This is a genomic window from Kluyvera chengduensis, assembly GCF_044197065.1.
Lineage (GTDB): Bacteria > Pseudomonadota > Gammaproteobacteria > Enterobacterales > Enterobacteriaceae > Kluyvera > Kluyvera ascorbata_C.
In genome coordinates, this window is sequence record NZ_JBIQOI010000003.1 from 268,337 (window position 1) to 283,800 (window position 15,464).

At 53.9% G+C, this 15,464-nt stretch carries 16 protein-coding genes and 1 other annotated feature; of the genes, 2 read left to right on the forward strand and 14 right to left on the reverse strand.

What is annotated here, in order from left to right:
- Positions 1-164 precede the first annotated feature (164 nt).
- The 6 genes from ACH1XZ_RS12240 to ACH1XZ_RS12265 all read right to left on the reverse strand — a co-directional run bounded on the left by ACH1XZ_RS12240 (position 165) and on the right by ACH1XZ_RS12265 (position 5,444).
- Positions 165-977 (reverse strand): helix-turn-helix domain-containing protein, encoded by an 813-nt coding sequence (locus tag ACH1XZ_RS12240; protein ID WP_395595790.1) that lies wholly within the window; start codon positions 975-977, stop codon positions 165-167.
- 109 nt (positions 978-1,086) lie between these two features.
- Positions 1,087-1,647, reverse strand: a complete 561-nt coding sequence (locus ACH1XZ_RS12245) for a radical SAM protein (RefSeq protein WP_395595791.1) — start codon at positions 1,645-1,647, stop codon at positions 1,087-1,089.
- Positions 1,644-2,006 carry a DUF202 domain-containing protein gene (locus tag ACH1XZ_RS12250; protein WP_395595792.1) on the reverse strand — a complete coding sequence of 121 codons (363 nt, stop codon included), beginning with the start codon at positions 2,004-2,006 and terminating at the stop codon, positions 1,644-1,646. Before ACH1XZ_RS12250 ends, ACH1XZ_RS12245 begins: the two co-directional genes overlap by 4 nt.
- Positions 1,996-2,343, reverse strand: a complete 348-nt coding sequence (locus ACH1XZ_RS12255; RefSeq protein WP_220440780.1) for a YidH family protein — start codon at positions 2,341-2,343, stop codon at positions 1,996-1,998. Before ACH1XZ_RS12255 ends, ACH1XZ_RS12250 begins: the two co-directional genes overlap by 11 nt.
- 159 nt (positions 2,344-2,502) lie before the next feature.
- Positions 2,503-3,825, reverse strand: coding sequence for a 6-phospho-alpha-glucosidase (locus ACH1XZ_RS12260; protein WP_395595793.1), 1,323 nt, complete (start codon positions 3,823-3,825; stop codon positions 2,503-2,505).
- Positions 3,822-5,444 carry an alpha-glucoside-specific PTS transporter subunit IIBC gene (locus tag ACH1XZ_RS12265; RefSeq protein ID WP_395595794.1) on the reverse strand — a complete coding sequence of 541 codons (1,623 nt, stop codon included), beginning with the start codon at positions 5,442-5,444 and terminating at the stop codon, positions 3,822-3,824. Before ACH1XZ_RS12265 ends, ACH1XZ_RS12260 begins: the two co-directional genes overlap by 4 nt.
- A gap of 298 nt (positions 5,445-5,742) precedes the next feature.
- Here ACH1XZ_RS12265 and ACH1XZ_RS12270 point away from each other — a divergent pair, with 298 nt between their 5' ends.
- Positions 5,743-6,492, forward strand: a complete 750-nt coding sequence (locus ACH1XZ_RS12270) for a GntR family transcriptional regulator (protein ID WP_395595795.1) — start codon at positions 5,743-5,745, stop codon at positions 6,490-6,492.
- On the opposite strand, the gene ACH1XZ_RS12275 is transcribed toward ACH1XZ_RS12270, so the two are convergent.
- The 4 genes from ACH1XZ_RS12275 to ibpA form a co-directional block, all read right to left on the reverse strand.
- Complete coding sequence (locus ACH1XZ_RS12275; protein WP_395595796.1) at positions 6,449-8,110, reverse strand: putative transporter; 1,662 nt, start codon at positions 8,108-8,110, stop codon at positions 6,449-6,451. The genes ACH1XZ_RS12270 and ACH1XZ_RS12275 overlap by 44 nt on opposite strands.
- 103 nt (positions 8,111-8,213) lie before the next feature.
- Entirely contained in the window at positions 8,214-9,038 is an 825-nt protein-coding gene (gene dinD / locus ACH1XZ_RS12280) for a DNA damage-inducible protein D (RefSeq protein ID WP_395595797.1), read from the reverse strand.
- A gap of 136 nt (positions 9,039-9,174) precedes the next feature.
- Complete coding sequence (gene ibpB, locus ACH1XZ_RS12285) at positions 9,175-9,603, reverse strand: small heat shock chaperone IbpB (protein ID WP_185668145.1); 429 nt, start codon at positions 9,601-9,603, stop codon at positions 9,175-9,177.
- A gap of 101 nt (positions 9,604-9,704) precedes the next feature.
- Positions 9,705-10,118, reverse strand: coding sequence for a small heat shock chaperone IbpA (gene ibpA, locus ACH1XZ_RS12290; RefSeq protein WP_395595798.1), 414 nt, complete (start codon positions 10,116-10,118; stop codon positions 9,705-9,707).
- Positions 10,112-10,188 (reverse strand) — a sequence feature (ROSE (Repression Of Heat Shock gene Expression) occurs in the 5'-region of heat shock genes and acts as an RNA thermometer to modulate expression.). It overlaps the preceding gene by 7 nt.
- 241 nt (positions 10,189-10,429) lie before the next feature.
- On the opposite strand from ibpA, the gene ACH1XZ_RS12295 reads away from it, so the two are divergent.
- A complete protein-coding gene (locus ACH1XZ_RS12295) occupies positions 10,430-10,759 on the forward strand; it encodes a YceK/YidQ family lipoprotein (protein WP_395595799.1) in 330 nt (109 codons plus the stop codon).
- A gap of 1 nt (position 10,760) precedes the next feature.
- Here the strand turns inward: ACH1XZ_RS12295 and ACH1XZ_RS12300 are convergent, their stop codons facing one another.
- From ACH1XZ_RS12300 to ACH1XZ_RS12315, 4 genes are all read right to left on the reverse strand, one after another.
- Positions 10,761-11,987, reverse strand: a complete 1,227-nt coding sequence (locus tag ACH1XZ_RS12300) for a DUF3748 domain-containing protein (protein WP_395595800.1) — start codon at positions 11,985-11,987, stop codon at positions 10,761-10,763.
- A 64-nt stretch (positions 11,988-12,051) separates the two neighbouring features.
- Complete coding sequence (locus ACH1XZ_RS12305; RefSeq protein ID WP_395595801.1) at positions 12,052-13,176, reverse strand: DUF4056 domain-containing protein; 1,125 nt, start codon at positions 13,174-13,176, stop codon at positions 12,052-12,054.
- Complete coding sequence (locus ACH1XZ_RS12310) at positions 13,173-14,312, reverse strand: BamA/TamA family outer membrane protein (RefSeq protein ID WP_395595837.1); 1,140 nt, start codon at positions 14,310-14,312, stop codon at positions 13,173-13,175. Before ACH1XZ_RS12310 ends, ACH1XZ_RS12305 begins: the two co-directional genes overlap by 4 nt.
- The gene (locus ACH1XZ_RS12315; RefSeq protein ID WP_395595802.1) at positions 14,300-15,313 is read right to left on the reverse strand and encodes a hypothetical protein; all 1,014 of its coding nucleotides are present in this window, start codon (positions 15,311-15,313) and stop codon (positions 14,300-14,302) included. The genes ACH1XZ_RS12310 and ACH1XZ_RS12315 overlap by 13 nt, the downstream gene beginning before the upstream one ends.
- Positions 15,314-15,464 lie beyond the last annotated feature (151 nt).

Below are 15,464 nucleotides of genomic sequence, written 5' to 3' on the forward strand. Positions count from 1 at the left end.
AGTGAAGGGCGGCACAAAACTGATTTATATCGCTGGTACTTTTATTATTTCAAATGGAATAAATGTGTATTTATTAAATAAAAACAGTTAATTAGTAATGTTACTTTTAATTTCCACAGTGTTATTTTTATTCGTTTTTATGCATTACCTCCCACTCTGACCGATTAACGGCACTGATTTGGCGACACGCCAAACTGTCGACGAAAAGCACGGGAAAAGTAGCTAACGTCGCCAAATCCACAGCGAATGGCGATGTCATTTACCGAATCACAGGTAAAACGTAGCTGATAACGGGACTGCAATAGCCGCACGCGAGCAAGGTATTGCTGAGGAGAGATGCCGGTGTAGTCGCTAAAACCGCGCTGCAGCGTGCGCCGGGAAAGGCCAAACTCGTGGCACAGCGCATCGAGGTCGAGCGGCTGCTGCCACTGGCCGTTGAGGCGAATCAACACCTGACTGATACGGTCTTCGCTGGAGTGAAAATCCTGGGTTTTATAGCGCCATAGGTTCAGGGTGTGCAGCACTTCGAGAAAAATCATCTCTTTATGGCTTTCTGCCAGCAGCTTGTCGCTGAACTCTGCCTCGTTGTGGCTGGCCAAACGGTCAAAAATGCGCTGCATAATGCCCACGTCCACCTGCCAGACGTTGCTCTCACCCTCCTTCGGCAGGAGATAATCAATCTGTTTGATAAAGTTAAAGTTATCGCGCCCCAGATACAGCAGGTTCACCTGCTGCAACGCCTTCATCTCTTCAAACAGATGGTAGTCCTGACGATTCAGGTAGCAGAGCGTTCCGCTGCTCAGCAGCCAGGGTTTTTCATTGATGACGTGGATGCCGCTACCATGCCCGACCAGGAACAGTTCGCAGTATTCATGGGTGTGTTCATGACTGATATTTTTTTCCGGTTTCCAGAAATGGAACACCACGCTTTCCAGCGGGTGGTGAAAGTGGGTTTCCCGGGGCAGCACGAGCGGCATAGACACTCCAGACGCGTTATCACAGTGAAGAGATAGTGATACCAGAATCCATAGCGGAGACCTTGACCTGTTTGCCATCCGGCAGGCCCGTCTGGCAAACAGAGAAAGCTTATTCGGCCTGGCTTAACATCGCCATTAATTCTATCGGCGAGCGGTGCTGTTTCAGGAGGTCGCGCATTGCTTTCATGTATGGCGCGCTGTAGGTGAAGAAACGGCGATATCCCTCGCAGAGCACATGCTTATCCTCAGAACATGGGGGCTCAGAGCAGGCTCCGCGGCAGAGGCGCAGCACAGAACACTTACCGCATGCGTTATCCATATTGCGGGTTATCTGAGGGGAAAAACCTCGCCAGATGGCGAGCGTGGATTCAAAAAGGTGAATCTGGATTGTGTTGATATCTTCCCGCACCCAGAGATCAAAAATAGCGCAGAGGAACGCGCCCCACTCTTCCGGCTGCACCGACTCCGCGCTGAGATTGCCTGACGCATCTCTTTCTATCTGCGGAATTAACTGTACTGATGTCATTCCCGTCTGACGAAATTCGCGATACCAGCGCTGCGGTTGCAGACAATTTTGGCGATTCACCATGCTGCATAAGATGCCCTCAGGCATCCTCGTGCCATTGAAACTACAGCACGCGATGGCGGCTTCAACTTGACGTCCTGTCATGCAAAATCCTTTATAAAAATAACAAGCTGGCGAATGTGGGTAACAGCAAACAACAATGCGAGCGATAACACCGCGAGGGAGATCAAAAATTTATCACGTACCGCGCGCGGCTGAGTAAAATCGCTCTGTGTGACGTCCATGACGTTGCGATTACGGGTGTATTGCCAGAGGATGATAGCGACGATAACCAGTACGCCAATTGACAACCAGAATAGTCCGCCAGCCTGATGCCAGTTATGCTTTAGCGCCAGCGCCATCAGCGCGCCGTAGCCAAGCAGCGTGCGATACCAGGCGAGCGAGGTACGTTCCGGCTGTAGGCCGGGATCGGCTTCGCGGCGGGCTTTGCGGTTATCCGCCATAGAACACCAGAATCATCACCACCGCAGCAACCAGCGCCAGTATCAGGCTAATGACCAGTAGACTACGGGTGTAAGGAAGATCCTCTTTCAGGCGCATCGCTTTTTCATTGCGTAACCAGCGCAGATAGCCATAGATCGCCAGCCCTCCCGCGAACAGGCAGAGCATCAGCGCTAGCGCTTCACGAATCACCGGTGTCGCAAAATCCGGAGCCAGTTGATCGAGACCGACGCCCGCCGCCAGAAAGCCTAGCGAGGTGCGAATCCATGCCAGAAACGTACGTTCGTTGGCCAGAGAGAAGCGATAGTCTGGCGCTTCTCCCACGCGGGAAATTTTCATGACGGCTCCTTGTGCCCAGCGAAAGTGAGTAAGTTACCTCAATAGCTTACGTGCTCTCGCTGCTTTTTACATCAGTGTGCGCCGTCTCACATCCCAACACCTGAAAACAAAAATGCCCGCAGAACAACGTCCTGTGGGCATGACACGCTAAATCAGTACTTAGTTTAACGGCGGCCAGTAGTCCTTATTAGCCTCAATTAAATCATCCAGAATCGCTTTTGCCACAGAAGCGCTCGGCACCGTTTTCGACAGCGTAATCGCCTGCCACAGCTTGTGGTATGAACGATGTTCCCAGGCATCAACGACCAGTTTTTCCACCGCAACCTGCTGGCTCATCATCCCTTTCTGGAAGTTTGGAATATCCCCCACCGTCAGCGGTTCCGGGCCGTTGTGGCCGACGAGGCATGGAATTTCAACCATCGCATCGGCGTCAAAGTTATGGATAGCGCCGTTGTTCGGCACAATGAGCAGCATTCTTTCCTGGGTATTAAAAGCAATCGCGGTGGCAAGATCGACGATGTAAGACGCATGTTCGTCAATTTCCAGATCTCCCGCCGAGGATTTACCGGCTTCTGTAATCGCCCGGCATGCGCTGAACACATTTTTCTCACGGTGATCCATCACTTCATTGGCTCGGGTACGTTCCGGATTTGAGTGCGCCACTACATAGTCCGGGAACAGATAGTATTTCAGGTAGGTGTTCGGCATGGTGTCCGGGTCCAGCGCCTGTACATCTTTCGCTTTGGCGAAAGTGTCGTTCCAACTGGCTTCAGTATGCGGGTCGTTTGATGGCGGAACATAGCCATATTTCGCGACATATTCGCGTAACTTAGGCATCAAATCGTTCCCCTGAAGGTCTTCGATAGATGTCCACCAGCCAAAGTGGTTCAGCCCGTAGTAGCGAACGCGCATCTGCTTGCGGTCTTTCAGACCAACAATCTGCGCCATCCGTCCTTCAATGCCGATAGGCATGTCGCAGATGTTGAGGATTTTGGCATCCGGACGCAGACGACGGGTCGCTTCCGCCACAATCGCCGCCGGGTTGGAGTAGTTAAGCATCCAGGCGTTCGGCGAGTATTTTTGCATGTAATCCACCAGTTCCAGCACGCCGCCAATGGAGCGCATGCCGTAGGCAATGCCGCCTGGTCCACAGGTTTCCTGACCCAGTACACCGTGGCGCAGCGGAATCTTCTCATCCTTTTCACGCATCGGGTATTTACCCACGCGAATATGCGCCATCACGAAATCGACGTCGGTAAACGCCACCTGCGGGTCTGTGGTGTAGCTGAATTCAATCTCCGGCGCCTGCTCTTTTAGAATCACCTTACAGGCTTCTGCAATCGTCTCCTGTCGCGCACCGTCGTTGTCGTAAAATTTCAGCGCTCGCAGTGGAAAACGATCCTGATTTGCCAGCAGCATCAAGACGATACCTGGAGTAAAAGTACTGCCGCCGCCTGCGATAACAACTGAGAATTTTTTCATGATACTGCCTCCGTCATGGTGGTTTGTTCGGTCTGTAGAGAATCTTTCATCAGGCTTTCAAGCTGGTCGCGGACCTGTGGTACATGCAGGCCAACGATGACCTGAATGCCGTTGCCGCGGCGCACCACACCGTGCGCGCCCAGCGCTTTGAATACGTCATCACTTTGCGTTTTCGCCATATCGGTTAGCGCAATACGTAATCGGGTCGCGCAGTTGTTGATGCTTTCAATATTGGCGGCTCCGCCCAGCGCCTGGAGAATGCCTGCCGCCTGGCCCAATTTGGTGTCGCTCGCGCCAGCCGCTGAGGTTTTGCCACGCGCGGCCTGGTAGTCTGCTTTGCTGTAGAGCTTGATTTCACTGTCTTCACGGCCCGGCGTTTTCAGATTGAAGCGCAGAATTAAGGCCCGGAAGACGACGAAGTAGAGGGCGGTAAAGCACACGCCGATACCTATCTGGGTAAACATCACCGACGCATGGTTATGGAACATCGGGATCCAGTTTTGCGGGATAAACTGGTCAAGAAGGCCGCCGCCAAAGTTCCCCACCACGCCGCACATGTACATCACGGTCGACATGGTAGCTGCCAGTACGGCGTGAATGGCGAACAGCAGCGGAGAGATAAACAGGAAGGTGAACTCCAGCGGTTCCGTGATCCCGACCAGCATGGCGGTCAGCGTGGCAGGAATGAGCAGCCCCGCGACCTTGATGCGGTTTTCAGGGGCTGCGGTGAAGTAAAGCGCCAGCGCAATCCCGACGGAACCAAACACTTTTGAGTTACCGTGCAGCGCAAAGCCGCCTTCCGGGAACAGCGCTTTGAGTGATTCAGTGCTTTGGCTGAATTCCTGGAGATGCTGAGCCCAATAAACCTGAATTCCGCCTTCAACCGCCGCCGGGCCAAAAATAAAGGGACCGTAGACGAAGTGATGCAGGCCTGTAGGAATAAGAATGCGCTCAAGGAAGGTATAAACCCAGACGCCCAGGGCCCCGGCACTGCGTAAAAATGCCTGCAGTGATTCAATGCCCAATTGGACTTTTGGCCAGCCTAAAAGTGTTATCCACGCGCAGGGGATCATGGCGAGGAAAGCCACGATAACGACAAACGAAGATCCCTGGAAAATACCGAGGAAAACCGGCAGTGGCTTATCAAAATAGCGGTTATGCAACGCGGTCACGATACCCGAGATGACAATAGCGCCGATGATGCTGGTATCCAGCGTCTTAATCCCGGCAATCATCGTCAGGCCGCTTCCCGCCACCGGATCAGCGGAGAAGTCGACGCCAAAAAAGTGGCCCCAGGTCATTCCCATGGCATTGATGAAATAGTTCCAGGTCAGGAAGCTAACCAGTACGGCCAGACAGGCTCGCCCTTGTGCCTGTTTAGCAAGGCCAATCGGCAAGCCAACGGCAAAAATAAGCGGCATGTTTCTGAATACCGTCCAGCCGCCTTCTTCAATAATGTGAACAATCTGAGCGAATAAACTATCAGGTGCAGTGAGTGCTTCACCCACAAACATTGGGTTACGCAACATAATGGCGATACCCACCACAATCCCCGCGAACGGAAATAATAAAACTGGGGTAAACATGGCGCCGCCAAAGCGTTGTATTTGACTGAGCATTTAGCAATCCTCATTTAACAACTCGTAGGGTAAGTGGCCTTATTAATGTTGATTTCCGGCCTGCTACGAGGATAGGAATTAGCCCGTCAGACAACATGCGCTGAGCACGCGATTCGTGATCGCTTTCATGGTTTTAATTCAGGCGATGTTGTCTAATTTTTAAGATAAAAATAGACATGTCATATCGCTCAATTCCGTTCTGTTATAAGAATTGTCATTATTTGCCTGTAATTGATTACTTTTTAATAAGAAACGGCGGTTCAATAAACCTGGTTTGATTGGAAATAGAGGTCCAGAAGTGATCTATAAATCTATTGCGGACAGGCTACGTCTACGGCTCAACTCATCCGATTTCAACATTGGCAGCCCGATTCCAGGCGAGAAAGCGTTAGCGCAGGAGTTTGGCGTTGCGCGGATGACCATCCGCAAAGCGGTCGACCTGCTGGTCGAGTGGGGTCTGGTGGTTCGTCGGCAGGGTAGCGGCACCTATGTTGCCCATAAAGATATCCACCATGAAACCTCAAACCTGACCGGGCTGGCCGAGATTTTACGCAAGCAGGGCAAAGAGGTAAGAAGCCACGTCCTGGTTTTCGAGGTGATGCCCGCGCCGCCCGCCATTGCCAGCCAGCTTCGCATTCAAATCAATGAGCGGATCTATTTTTCCCGGCGGGTACGCTACGTTGATGGAAAGCCCTTGATGCTTGAAGACAGCTATATGCCGGTTAAGCTTTTTCGCAATCTGTCGCTGGTGCATCTGGAGGGGTCAAAGTTTGATTACATCGAAAAAGAGTGCGGGATAACAATCAGCGGTAACTATGAAAGCCTGGCACCGGTGCTGGCTGATAAGCAGTTGGCCCAGTCGATGAACGTACCCGAACAAACACCGCTGCTGCGTATTACCTCCCTTTCCTACAGCGACAGCGGTGAGTTTCTTAACTATTCAGTGATGTTCCGTAACGCCAGCGAATATCAGGTGGATTATCACCTCAGGCGCATCCACAACCCTAGCCCATCCCCCAGAACAGCACCGCCAGAAGCTGAGGCGTGATGATGCGCAGGAACATCACCAGCGGGTAGACGGTCGCGTAGGAGAGCGCCGCCGCGCCGCTGGTCGCGTGCAGGTTATTGGCAAACGCCAGCGCAGGAGGGTCGGTCATCGAACCGGCCAACATGCCGCAGAGGGTCAGGTAGTTCATCTTCGCTAGCACCCGGGCCAGTATGCCTACCGTCAGCAGTGGGATACCGGTAATCAGGATGCCGTAGCCAATCCAGCTCAGCCCTTCGCCATGTAGCAGCGTGTCAACAAAGCCGCCGCCGGACTTGAGTCCTACCACCGAAAGGAACAGCACAATCCCCAGCTCGCGCAGCGCCAGGTTGGCGCTCGGCGGCATAAACCAGTAGAGCTTGCCGATGCTGCCGATACGGCCCAGGATCAACGCCATAATTAGCGGCCCGCCCGCCAGACCGAGCTTTAACGCGACCGGGAAGCCGGGGATAAACAGTGGGATAGAGCCGAGCAGTACGCCAAGACCAATACCGATAAACACCGGCAGCATCTGCACCTGCTGCAATTTCTGCTGGGCATTGCCAAGGTCGGAGGCGACGGCATCAATGGCCGCCGGACGCCCCACGAGGTTGAGGATGTCGCCAAACTGTAGGCTGGCATTGCTGCTGGCGACCAGTTCAACCCCGGCGCGGTTTAAGCGGGAGATCACCACGTCATAACGCTGTTTATAGTGTAGATCGCGGATTTTCTTGCCTAATACCTTCTCGTTGGTCACCACCACCCTTTCCACTTTGAGATCCGTGCCTCGGGTGGAAAGCGACGTTTCAACCTCTTTGCCGATCACCAGTTGCGCACTACGCAGATCCGCCGCTTCCCCCACCAGGTGCAGCAGGTCGCCACTCTCAATAATGGTCGTTGGCGAAGGCACCATCAGCGTTTCACCCCGTTTGAGGCGCGAGCAGATAATTTTATCGCTGTTGATAACGGGCACATCCTGAATCGCCATGTGGTTCAGATTGGGGTTCTCAACGCGGATATTGATGGTCTGAAGATGGGAATGGCTGGAACCCGCCTGCTCATCGAAGCGCTGCGCCTCTTTGTCGACGTTAATACGAAAGCACAGGCGCACCAGCCACATGGTGAGCAGAATGCCGCAGATACCAAACGGGTAGGCCATCGCGTAGCTCATCCCCATCTGGTCTACGACGCTAAACGGTTCGCCAAGATCGCGCAGAATTTGCTGCCCGGCACCCAGCGCAGGGGTATTGGTCACCGCGCCGGAAAAGATGCCCAGCACGACGGGAAGCGGGATCGCGAAGATTTTATGCAGCAGCGTGGTGACCAGACCGCCAAGCACCACAATCAGGATGGCGAACAGGTTCAGCCGCAGGCCAGAAACGCGCAGCGAAGCGAAAAATCCCGGCCCCACCTGGATACCGATGGTGTAGACGAACAGAATCAGGCCGAATTCCTGGATAAAGTGCAGCATCGGGCTGCTTAGCGTGATGCCTGCCTGATCGACAAAGTGGCCAACGATAATCCCACCGAACAGCACGCCGCCGATGCCAAAGCCAATCCCGCGGATTTTGACGTTGCCAATCCACAGCCCGACCACCGCCACCAGTGCCAGGACGCTTACCGTCAATGCTATATCACTCATCGTATTTTCCCTGTGAATAACATTATTAACATCAGGGATTATGTCTGAGTCGGAGGGAGCTTGTATGTAGTACGGCGCACATTAATCGACTGAGGAAATATCACTATTCAGGTGCGTCTTTACTCTTAGCCGCAATTTCTAACTGCTGAATACTTTTATCAGGGGAAGGGAGTGACTCTGGCATCGTACCGCCAAGGTCCTTGATGGTCTGACGCACCTTTTGACCCACTTCGTAATGCGTCTGATTGGCGATTTGCTTTGTGTTGACGTCGTCGCGGCGCAGCTTTTCTTCGGTTTGCGTGGCACGAAAGAGATTTGCCGCAAGCTCGGTGGAGCCCATGTGGTCGAGAATTTTCTGGCTTTTTCTCAGCCCCTTACGTTCATGAATCGCCTTTTGATCAAGGCCGCCGTAGAGCCCTTTGTAACCATGATTTTGGAACACAGCGAAATCCAGCGCCGTCTCAACACCCGCCTGATGAGCGGTTTCGACCAGATGTTTGTTATGTTCTTTAAGTTCATTGCGTAGAAAAAGGCGTTTCTCATCTTCCCGTAGAGATTTAAAGACTTTGTCGTCTTCCAGCTCCTGGCGGCGGGTTTGTAATGCAAAGTAGGTCTGCCCCGCTGCAATCACGGGTTTAGAGGGATCACCGTTTTGTACAACCAGATAGCAGGCGTAGCGGGAAAGCCTGATATCTTCAAGCTGTCGATTAGCACCAGATCCCACTTCAACCATTTTGTTGGACTCAACAAAATGGTCAGATACCCGCTGACCACTTGCCTCACATGCAATGGCTGCTTTTGAGATAACCTTTTGAAAATTACGCCACTCTTTATAATCAAGTAATGGTCCTAGATCGCGAGCAGACCAATACTCGCTACCTTCCTGATCGACGTTTTTAATCACTTCAAACAGCTGTTGCTCGTTCATAACATGTCCCTTGTTTTATTACGCCATTTTCTCTGATCATTTTTTAAACTGAAACACTCGTTGCAGCAAGGGCGACAAACATGCTTTCACTCGCAAAAAAAAGCCCCGATTTCTCGGGGCTAATTGGGCAATGCTATTAACTATTCAACGCAGGTCGCTCGCTAATGGCGATACGCTGCGGCGCAATAGCTTCCGGCTCGTTGCGGGTGAGGTCGATATGCAACAGGCCGTTAGTAAAGGTCGCACCGGCGACTTCCATATTTTCTGCCAGGGTGAAGCTCAGGCTAAAGGCTTGAGTCACCAGCCCCTGATGCAGCCATTTGGTCTCTTTTTCCTGCGGCTCTGGCGTGCCTTTTACAGTCAGGCGAGTGCCTTCGAGCTGAATATCCAGATCTTCCTGACGGAACCCGGCTAACGCTAAGGTAATGCGATAGTGGTTATCGTCGCTTTTTTCGATGTTGTACGGTGGGAAGGTCTGGCCTTCACTGGTGCTTTGCAGCGCGTTCGCCAGTTTGTCAAAACCGATCCATTGACGCAGCAGTGGGGATAAATCGTAGTTACGCATTGTGTTTCTCCTTCTAAGAAGCGAGTAAGTACCTTCCGGCTCCCTGACGGCAAGCCGATTGATGATTTAGCTAACAGGGCCGCACGGGCGGCCCGGCATCATTAATTAATTTCGATACGACGCGGTTTGTCCGCATCTGGAATCACGCGTTCCAGTTCGATATACAGCAGGCCGTTCACCAGGTTTGCGCCACGTACGTGGATATGTTCCGCAAGCTGGAATTTGCGTTCAAAGTTACGCTCGGCGATGCCTTGATAGAGATAGGTGCGTTCTTTTTGCTCTGCGGCATGCGCGCCTTTTACCACCAGCATGTTGTCCTGCGCGGTGATTTCCAGTTCGCTTTCCGCAAAACCGGCCACGGCAATCGCGATGCGATAGTGGTTTTCATCAACCAGTTCAACGTTGTACGGAGGGTAGCCGCCGTTGCTTTGCGTTTGATTGTTTTCTAACAGGTTGAACAGACGATCAAAACCGATGGCAGAACGGTATAACGGGGAAAAGTCGAAGTTACGCATAGTTAAATAGCTCCTGAAAATCAGCGAGAAATTAATCACCTTCCATCATGGACAGGTTGTTGAAGCCCAAACACCCCGAAGGCGTGTTCCTCTTGGCTACACCTATAAAATGTGGTGAAAAGAACCATTTTCAAGTCCTCATGTCTTACTTTTTTTGCACTTTCCCACAGACCGCTTAGACTGGGGGTATGGCACAAAAGGCCAAAGTGCGACAGCCGCCACAGAGCGGCAAGCCGGTACTTCCTATTTTGGCAATGGGTAGATATAACCCAAAGAAGGGCTGTTTATGCCCGTGACGAGAAGAACTCATTATGAAAAATGTTCTGATTAAAACGGCGCTGGTTGGGGGGATCTTCTTGTCAGGAGGGTGTTCCAGCGTCATGTCGCATACTGGCGGCAAAGAGGGAACGTACCCTGGCACGCGTGCAAGCGCCGCGATGCTGGGCGACGATGACAGCGGCTGGGTCGCCAAATCGCTGGTCGCCGTTGATATGCCGTTTACGGCGGTGATGGACACCGTACTGCTGCCGTGGGACTTCTTCCGTAAAGATAGCTCCGTTCGCTCCCGCGTAGAAAAGAGTGAGCAAGAGACGCTGGCAACCAATTCGGTTATTCCGCCAGCGCCAATGCCCGCCCCCTGATTCAGCGGGCGGTTTCGGTTATCCATAGCTGGCGAAAGCCAGCCACCTCTTCCATCCAGGCAATAAACTGACCGTCAGGAGAGAAGACCACCGCATCCGCCGACGGTGGATTTGCGTGATCGGTCGTTAAAAACGTCACCGCACCGGTCTCTACATCGCACATCGCAATACGCCCTTCCAGCACAAAGCCCAGTCCCTTTCCGGATGGGTGCCAGTTAAACGCCGACTGAATATCTGACGCATTGTGCGTAAGCTGGCGCGGCTCGCCGCCTTCGGGTGAGAGAAGCCACAGCTGCACTACGCCACGGTCATCGCGCATCAGAAACGCAATCTGCGTCCCCTGCGGGTTGCTGCGCACCCAGTGACGCGGCACGCTCACCAGCCCTGGATAAGCACGCTGATGGGTAAAGGTCAGTCGCTGCTGATGAACACCTGCCGGCGGCGCAGGCAGCGTTGTCGCCGTTCCTGATAGCGGCGCATTACCCGCCAGCTTCCATCCAGCCTCGTCGCGCGGTAGCGTCACCAGAAATAGCTCAGGGACTTTTTCACCGGTAAGCGAAACGGTATCACCGATAAAGGCCAACGCAGAGGAACCCACCCAGCCCTCTTCATAGGCGCGGTTAATCTCATCGCTACCGGGCTGCGGCTTCGCCGTCGTTTGACTCACCAGCACGCACCAGTGGCTACCGGCATATTCACGCGGATGCTGACCGCGCGGTGTCACCGGGCCGAACGGCGCCGCTACGCCAACGTTACGTTGATCCAGCGCAGGGTCATATTCGTGCATCACATGGTCGTTGTAGGTGAAGCTAACGTACTTTCCGCAAGGGTTGTAGACGTGGACGTGGCTACCGCCACGCAGCGCACCGGGCGTGTAGGGCGAGGTGATGTCCATCGCGTCCAGGTTTTGGTTTTGACCGTGGGCCGAGACGACGCCGCGGCGATGGTGGAAATCGTACTGCCACTGGGCATCTGGATTTTCCGGGCCGTGGATAAACACGTACTGTTCGGCAGAGGGATGCACCGTGACGACGCCAACGTGCGCGCCTTGGCTTGCACGATAAATCACCTCAACATCACCGCTGTGCACATTCACGCGCTCGATGGTTTCACCGGTAAACGACGCGCCGGACGGGCGCACATCGAAGACCAGCCACTGGCTGTCCGGCGTCCAGGTTCGGGTATTGGTAAGCTGATGATTACGCGGTGCAAAGGTGATTTGTTTCATGGCGGAGTCCCGGTCAAAAGATACCGACTCTTTTTACCACGCACGCGTCTTATCCCATAAACCTTTAGCGGCGAGTTAGCGCATCGGCTTGTTGCGCGCTGGCGGCAAGCATGGGGAAATCAGCCGCAGTGTAATACCGTTCAGGCGGCGGTAATTGTTCCATCGATGCAGAGGGCCACAGCTGAAGCTGCCCTAATTCCCGAAGATGAACACCCTGCCAGCGGTGCGGCAGCGTCAGGCGCTGCGGCGCGGTTTGCTCACCCGGCACACGGGTTGGCAGCCGGTTATCGCCCATCTTAAAATTACGATGCAGCACCAGATATTTCTCCGGCACTCGGCGCTGGCTGTTCCACCAGCGGCCGTCCAGCATATCGAAATGGAAGCGGGTCATCGCTGGAGGCTGCGCGCCCAGATGCATGAGTGCCTGAGTAAGCGCCGTGCCCATCGCCGCATTGTAGACCCCCTGAGAAACGGTCTGTCCGTCGAGTATCAGCGAGACGGCTACGCGCGCGCCGAGCAGGTTTGAGTAGAGATCTTCCGGCGAAAAAGCGGAAACGCCCTCTGAAAATCCAGGAACCGATTCAAAACCATACCATTGGGCAATTTCATGCCATTCCGCGACCTGAAAGGCCAGATGGGCCGCAAGCCAGGCGGCCAGCGTGTAACGCTCAACGGGGTCAGTGGGCGGGGTGAACGCTTTAAAAACCAGGCGACGCTGCGCCAGCTCGCTATCCAGATCGAGGGTAAACGCCTGGCCAAGTTTCGGCAGCAGTTGGCTAAAGATATAGACCGTCATATCCGCGGTATCGCGCACGTGGGCGGTATCAATAAAACCGCCACGGGTGGTGTAGAGAATGCCGTTATTCTCACCGCTTAACCCCGTCAGATTCTCCAGACCGGCCAGCATCTTATCGTTGTATTGATGCTGACCCAGTTGGCTGGCGTAAGCCACGTTATCCAGTTGGTATAACGGTACCGGCATTCCCAACAGTTCCGCATGCAGGTTATAGCCAAAAGCGCAGCACGGACGCAGCCCTTTGGGCAACGGCTGCGGGGGCATCGTGGGCCAGGCACTCGCCGCCAGCGCCGTGGCATTTTCACTTAAATCCAGCGCCACCGGCAGCGCGGCCGTGGCTCGCGTGATAGCAAACAGCGCCAGCAGTGATACCATTTTAATCAACGCCTTCAAAACGCCTCTCCTACCTGAAAGTAAAACCCGCTGCTGCCTTTGCCAATGCCGTAATCCAGCCGTACATTAACCCGCGGCTTAAACTCAAAACGGTAGCCAACGCCCGCCGAGGGCAACCAGCGACCATCGTCCAGCGAGTGAAAAGACGGCCCCATGGTGCCAGCGCCCAGCCACCCCACCACGCCGTGCCGCCAGTCAAGCTTGCGGCGGTACTCCAGTTGACCACTGACGGCATTTTTATCCCGGTAGCGACCTTCGTAGTAGCCGCGCATCCGCTGATTGCTGCCAAGCAGCGGCATCATTGTCCAGGGGACCTCGCCCTGGGTGAACGCGCCGTCTATTTCCCACGCCAGTACGTTGTTGTCGTCTAGCGAGTGATAGCGGCTGTAGTGAAGTTGGTATTCGTCAAAGCGGGTATCGCTGCCAACATCCGGCGTAAAGCGGGTGTAGCGGAGATCGGCATACTGCCCTTTGCGCGGGTTAGGGACAAAATCACGATCGTCCCAGCTCAGCTCAACGCTGCTACCGGAGCTCAACACGGATTCTCCCTGTGCGGTGTCGCTAATTTTCTGCGGGTCATCATTATTGATTTGCGCCGCGTGCTGGGCATTCAACGACCAGCCCACTCCCAGATAGATATTCGGCGCCAGCCGACGGTATACCGTCGGGCGTAAATCGAGATCCTGGGCGGTGTACTGCTCTTTTTTACTGTCCTTATCACCCGCGCTAAAACCCTGTCCCCAGTAATACGTTGGGGTATCGGTCAGTGAGCCATCAAGAAAGAAACGCCAGCGATCGTCGGCGAAAAAGGCATAATTCTGCATTGTCAGGCCAAAAGCGCCGGTTGAGCTAAAGTAGCCGCTCAGCGTCAGGGTTGAGTTCTGACTGACCGTGTCGTTTGGGTCAGGGCGATACATGCCCACCACCGCCGTGCCCACGCCAAGCCCCAGTTCGGGGGTATAAAACGGCCCCGGCATGACGCCCCAGTCAACGCCTTTGCTGGCATCAAAATTATCGCTCGCGCCGAGCTTTTTCAGCCAGCCGTCAACCTGGTCGCGCGTCGGCAGCGCCGACTGGACTTGTCCGACAAACAGGCAGCACAGCAGGAGCAGGCCGAGGCGTGTCAAAAGCGATATTCCCCCGCGACAAAGAAGCTGTTGCGGTCGGCAAAACCAATCTCGGTGGTGACGTTGAAGTTGCGGGTGAGTTCATACTGCGCACCCACCAGCACGTTCCACGGCGATGACAGGTGCTGCTTCACATCGAAACGACCTTTGTTATCTTTGTTCGCCAGATTCACCATATCCTGCAGCGCGGCGGACGGCATAGTGAGGTCGCTCAGGCTACCTTTAAACTCCTGCTGCACGTCCTGATACATGGAGCCGACCCACAGGTTTAACTTGCCGGAAGGCAGGTGCAGGGTATCGATGCCCGGCGTGTTAAAGCGATAGCCGATACGCGGGGAGATAGTGAAGGCGTCGATGCTGCCATCCAGAATATCGAACCGTGTCTGGGTGTAGTTGGCGTCAAAGGCGGTAAACCAGTTACCGACACCGCCGACCAGCGTGGTGCCGACGCCGTAGGTGGTGCCTTTAAAATCGAGCTGAAAGGCCAGGTTCTGCAAATTACCAGGGTAGCGATATTTACGCGGCCCTTTAATCCCCACGCCAATCTGCGAAACGGAGTGCCCGTCGGTATACCCCACCAGACCATACACGTTCATAAACGGCAGTAGCCAGGCATCCAGCTTTACCGTTTCGGTTTTGCTTCTTTCGCGAGTATTACCCACGTTGATTTTAAAGGCGTTATCCAGCGAGTGGCCTTTCAGAGACAGTCCGTTGAAATTGATACTATCCACATCAATATTCTGCCGGATATTCATGTAGTTAATATTCACGCCAAACGGTAATGGCAGCTCATAGCCGCGCTTACGCGCTTCGTCACCTAAGAAAGGTAAAACAGAGTGGCTTTCTTCCGGCACCACGGCCGCAGGTTTCGCAGGCAAAGGGGTAGCCTGACTATCATCCTGATAGCCATAAAGCGGTGTCAGCGTCGAGTCAGAATCCGTCGCCGCCCAGGTCTGAAAAACCGTACAGGATGACATCATCAGCACCAGACGGATGCGTTTGTTGATCATAAATGAAGCGTATGTGCAGGCAGGTCTGCCGGGAGATAAAAGAGGGGGAGGAGAGTAAAGAAATTACGGGCTAATTGCGGGGACTTACGTGCGGTTTCACACCTGATAATACAATAACAATTTTCCAAACAATCTTAAGGTTAGTGCCCGG

Excerpts from the sequence above, each read along its gene's own strand:
- ACH1XZ_RS12265 (WP_395595794.1), bottom strand. The coding sequence starts at position 5,444 with ATGCTCAGTCAAATACAACGCTTTGGCGGCGCCATGTTTACCCCAGTT.
- ibpB (WP_185668145.1), bottom strand. The coding sequence starts at position 9,603 with ATGCGTAACTACGATTTATCCCCACTGCTGCGTCAATGGATCGGTTTT.
- ACH1XZ_RS12250 (WP_395595792.1), bottom strand. The coding sequence starts at position 2,006 with ATGGCGGATAACCGCAAAGCCCGCCGCGAAGCCGATCCCGGCCTACAG.
- ACH1XZ_RS12255 (WP_220440780.1), bottom strand. The coding sequence starts at position 2,343 with ATGAAAATTTCCCGCGTGGGAGAAGCGCCAGACTATCGCTTCTCTCTG.
- ACH1XZ_RS12295 (WP_395595799.1), top strand. The coding sequence starts at position 10,430 with ATGAAAAATGTTCTGATTAAAACGGCGCTGGTTGGGGGGATCTTCTTG.
- ibpA (WP_395595798.1), bottom strand. The coding sequence starts at position 10,118 with ATGCGTAACTTCGACTTTTCCCCGTTATACCGTTCTGCCATCGGTTTT.
- ACH1XZ_RS12300 (WP_395595800.1), bottom strand. The coding sequence starts at position 11,987 with ATGAAACAAATCACCTTTGCACCGCGTAATCATCAGCTTACCAATACC.
- ACH1XZ_RS12275 (WP_395595796.1), bottom strand. The coding sequence starts at position 8,110 with ATGAGTGATATAGCATTGACGGTAAGCGTCCTGGCACTGGTGGCGGTG.
- ACH1XZ_RS12260 (WP_395595793.1), bottom strand. The coding sequence starts at position 3,825 with ATGAAAAAATTCTCAGTTGTTATCGCAGGCGGCGGCAGTACTTTTACT.
- dinD (WP_395595797.1), bottom strand. The coding sequence starts at position 9,038 with ATGAACGAGCAACAGCTGTTTGAAGTGATTAAAAACGTCGATCAGGAA.
- ACH1XZ_RS12240 (WP_395595790.1), bottom strand. The coding sequence starts at position 977 with ATGCCGCTCGTGCTGCCCCGGGAAACCCACTTTCACCACCCGCTGGAA.
- ACH1XZ_RS12315 (WP_395595802.1), bottom strand. The coding sequence starts at position 15,313 with ATGATCAACAAACGCATCCGTCTGGTGCTGATGATGTCATCCTGTACG.
- ACH1XZ_RS12245 (WP_395595791.1), bottom strand. The coding sequence starts at position 1,647 with ATGACAGGACGTCAAGTTGAAGCCGCCATCGCGTGCTGTAGTTTCAAT.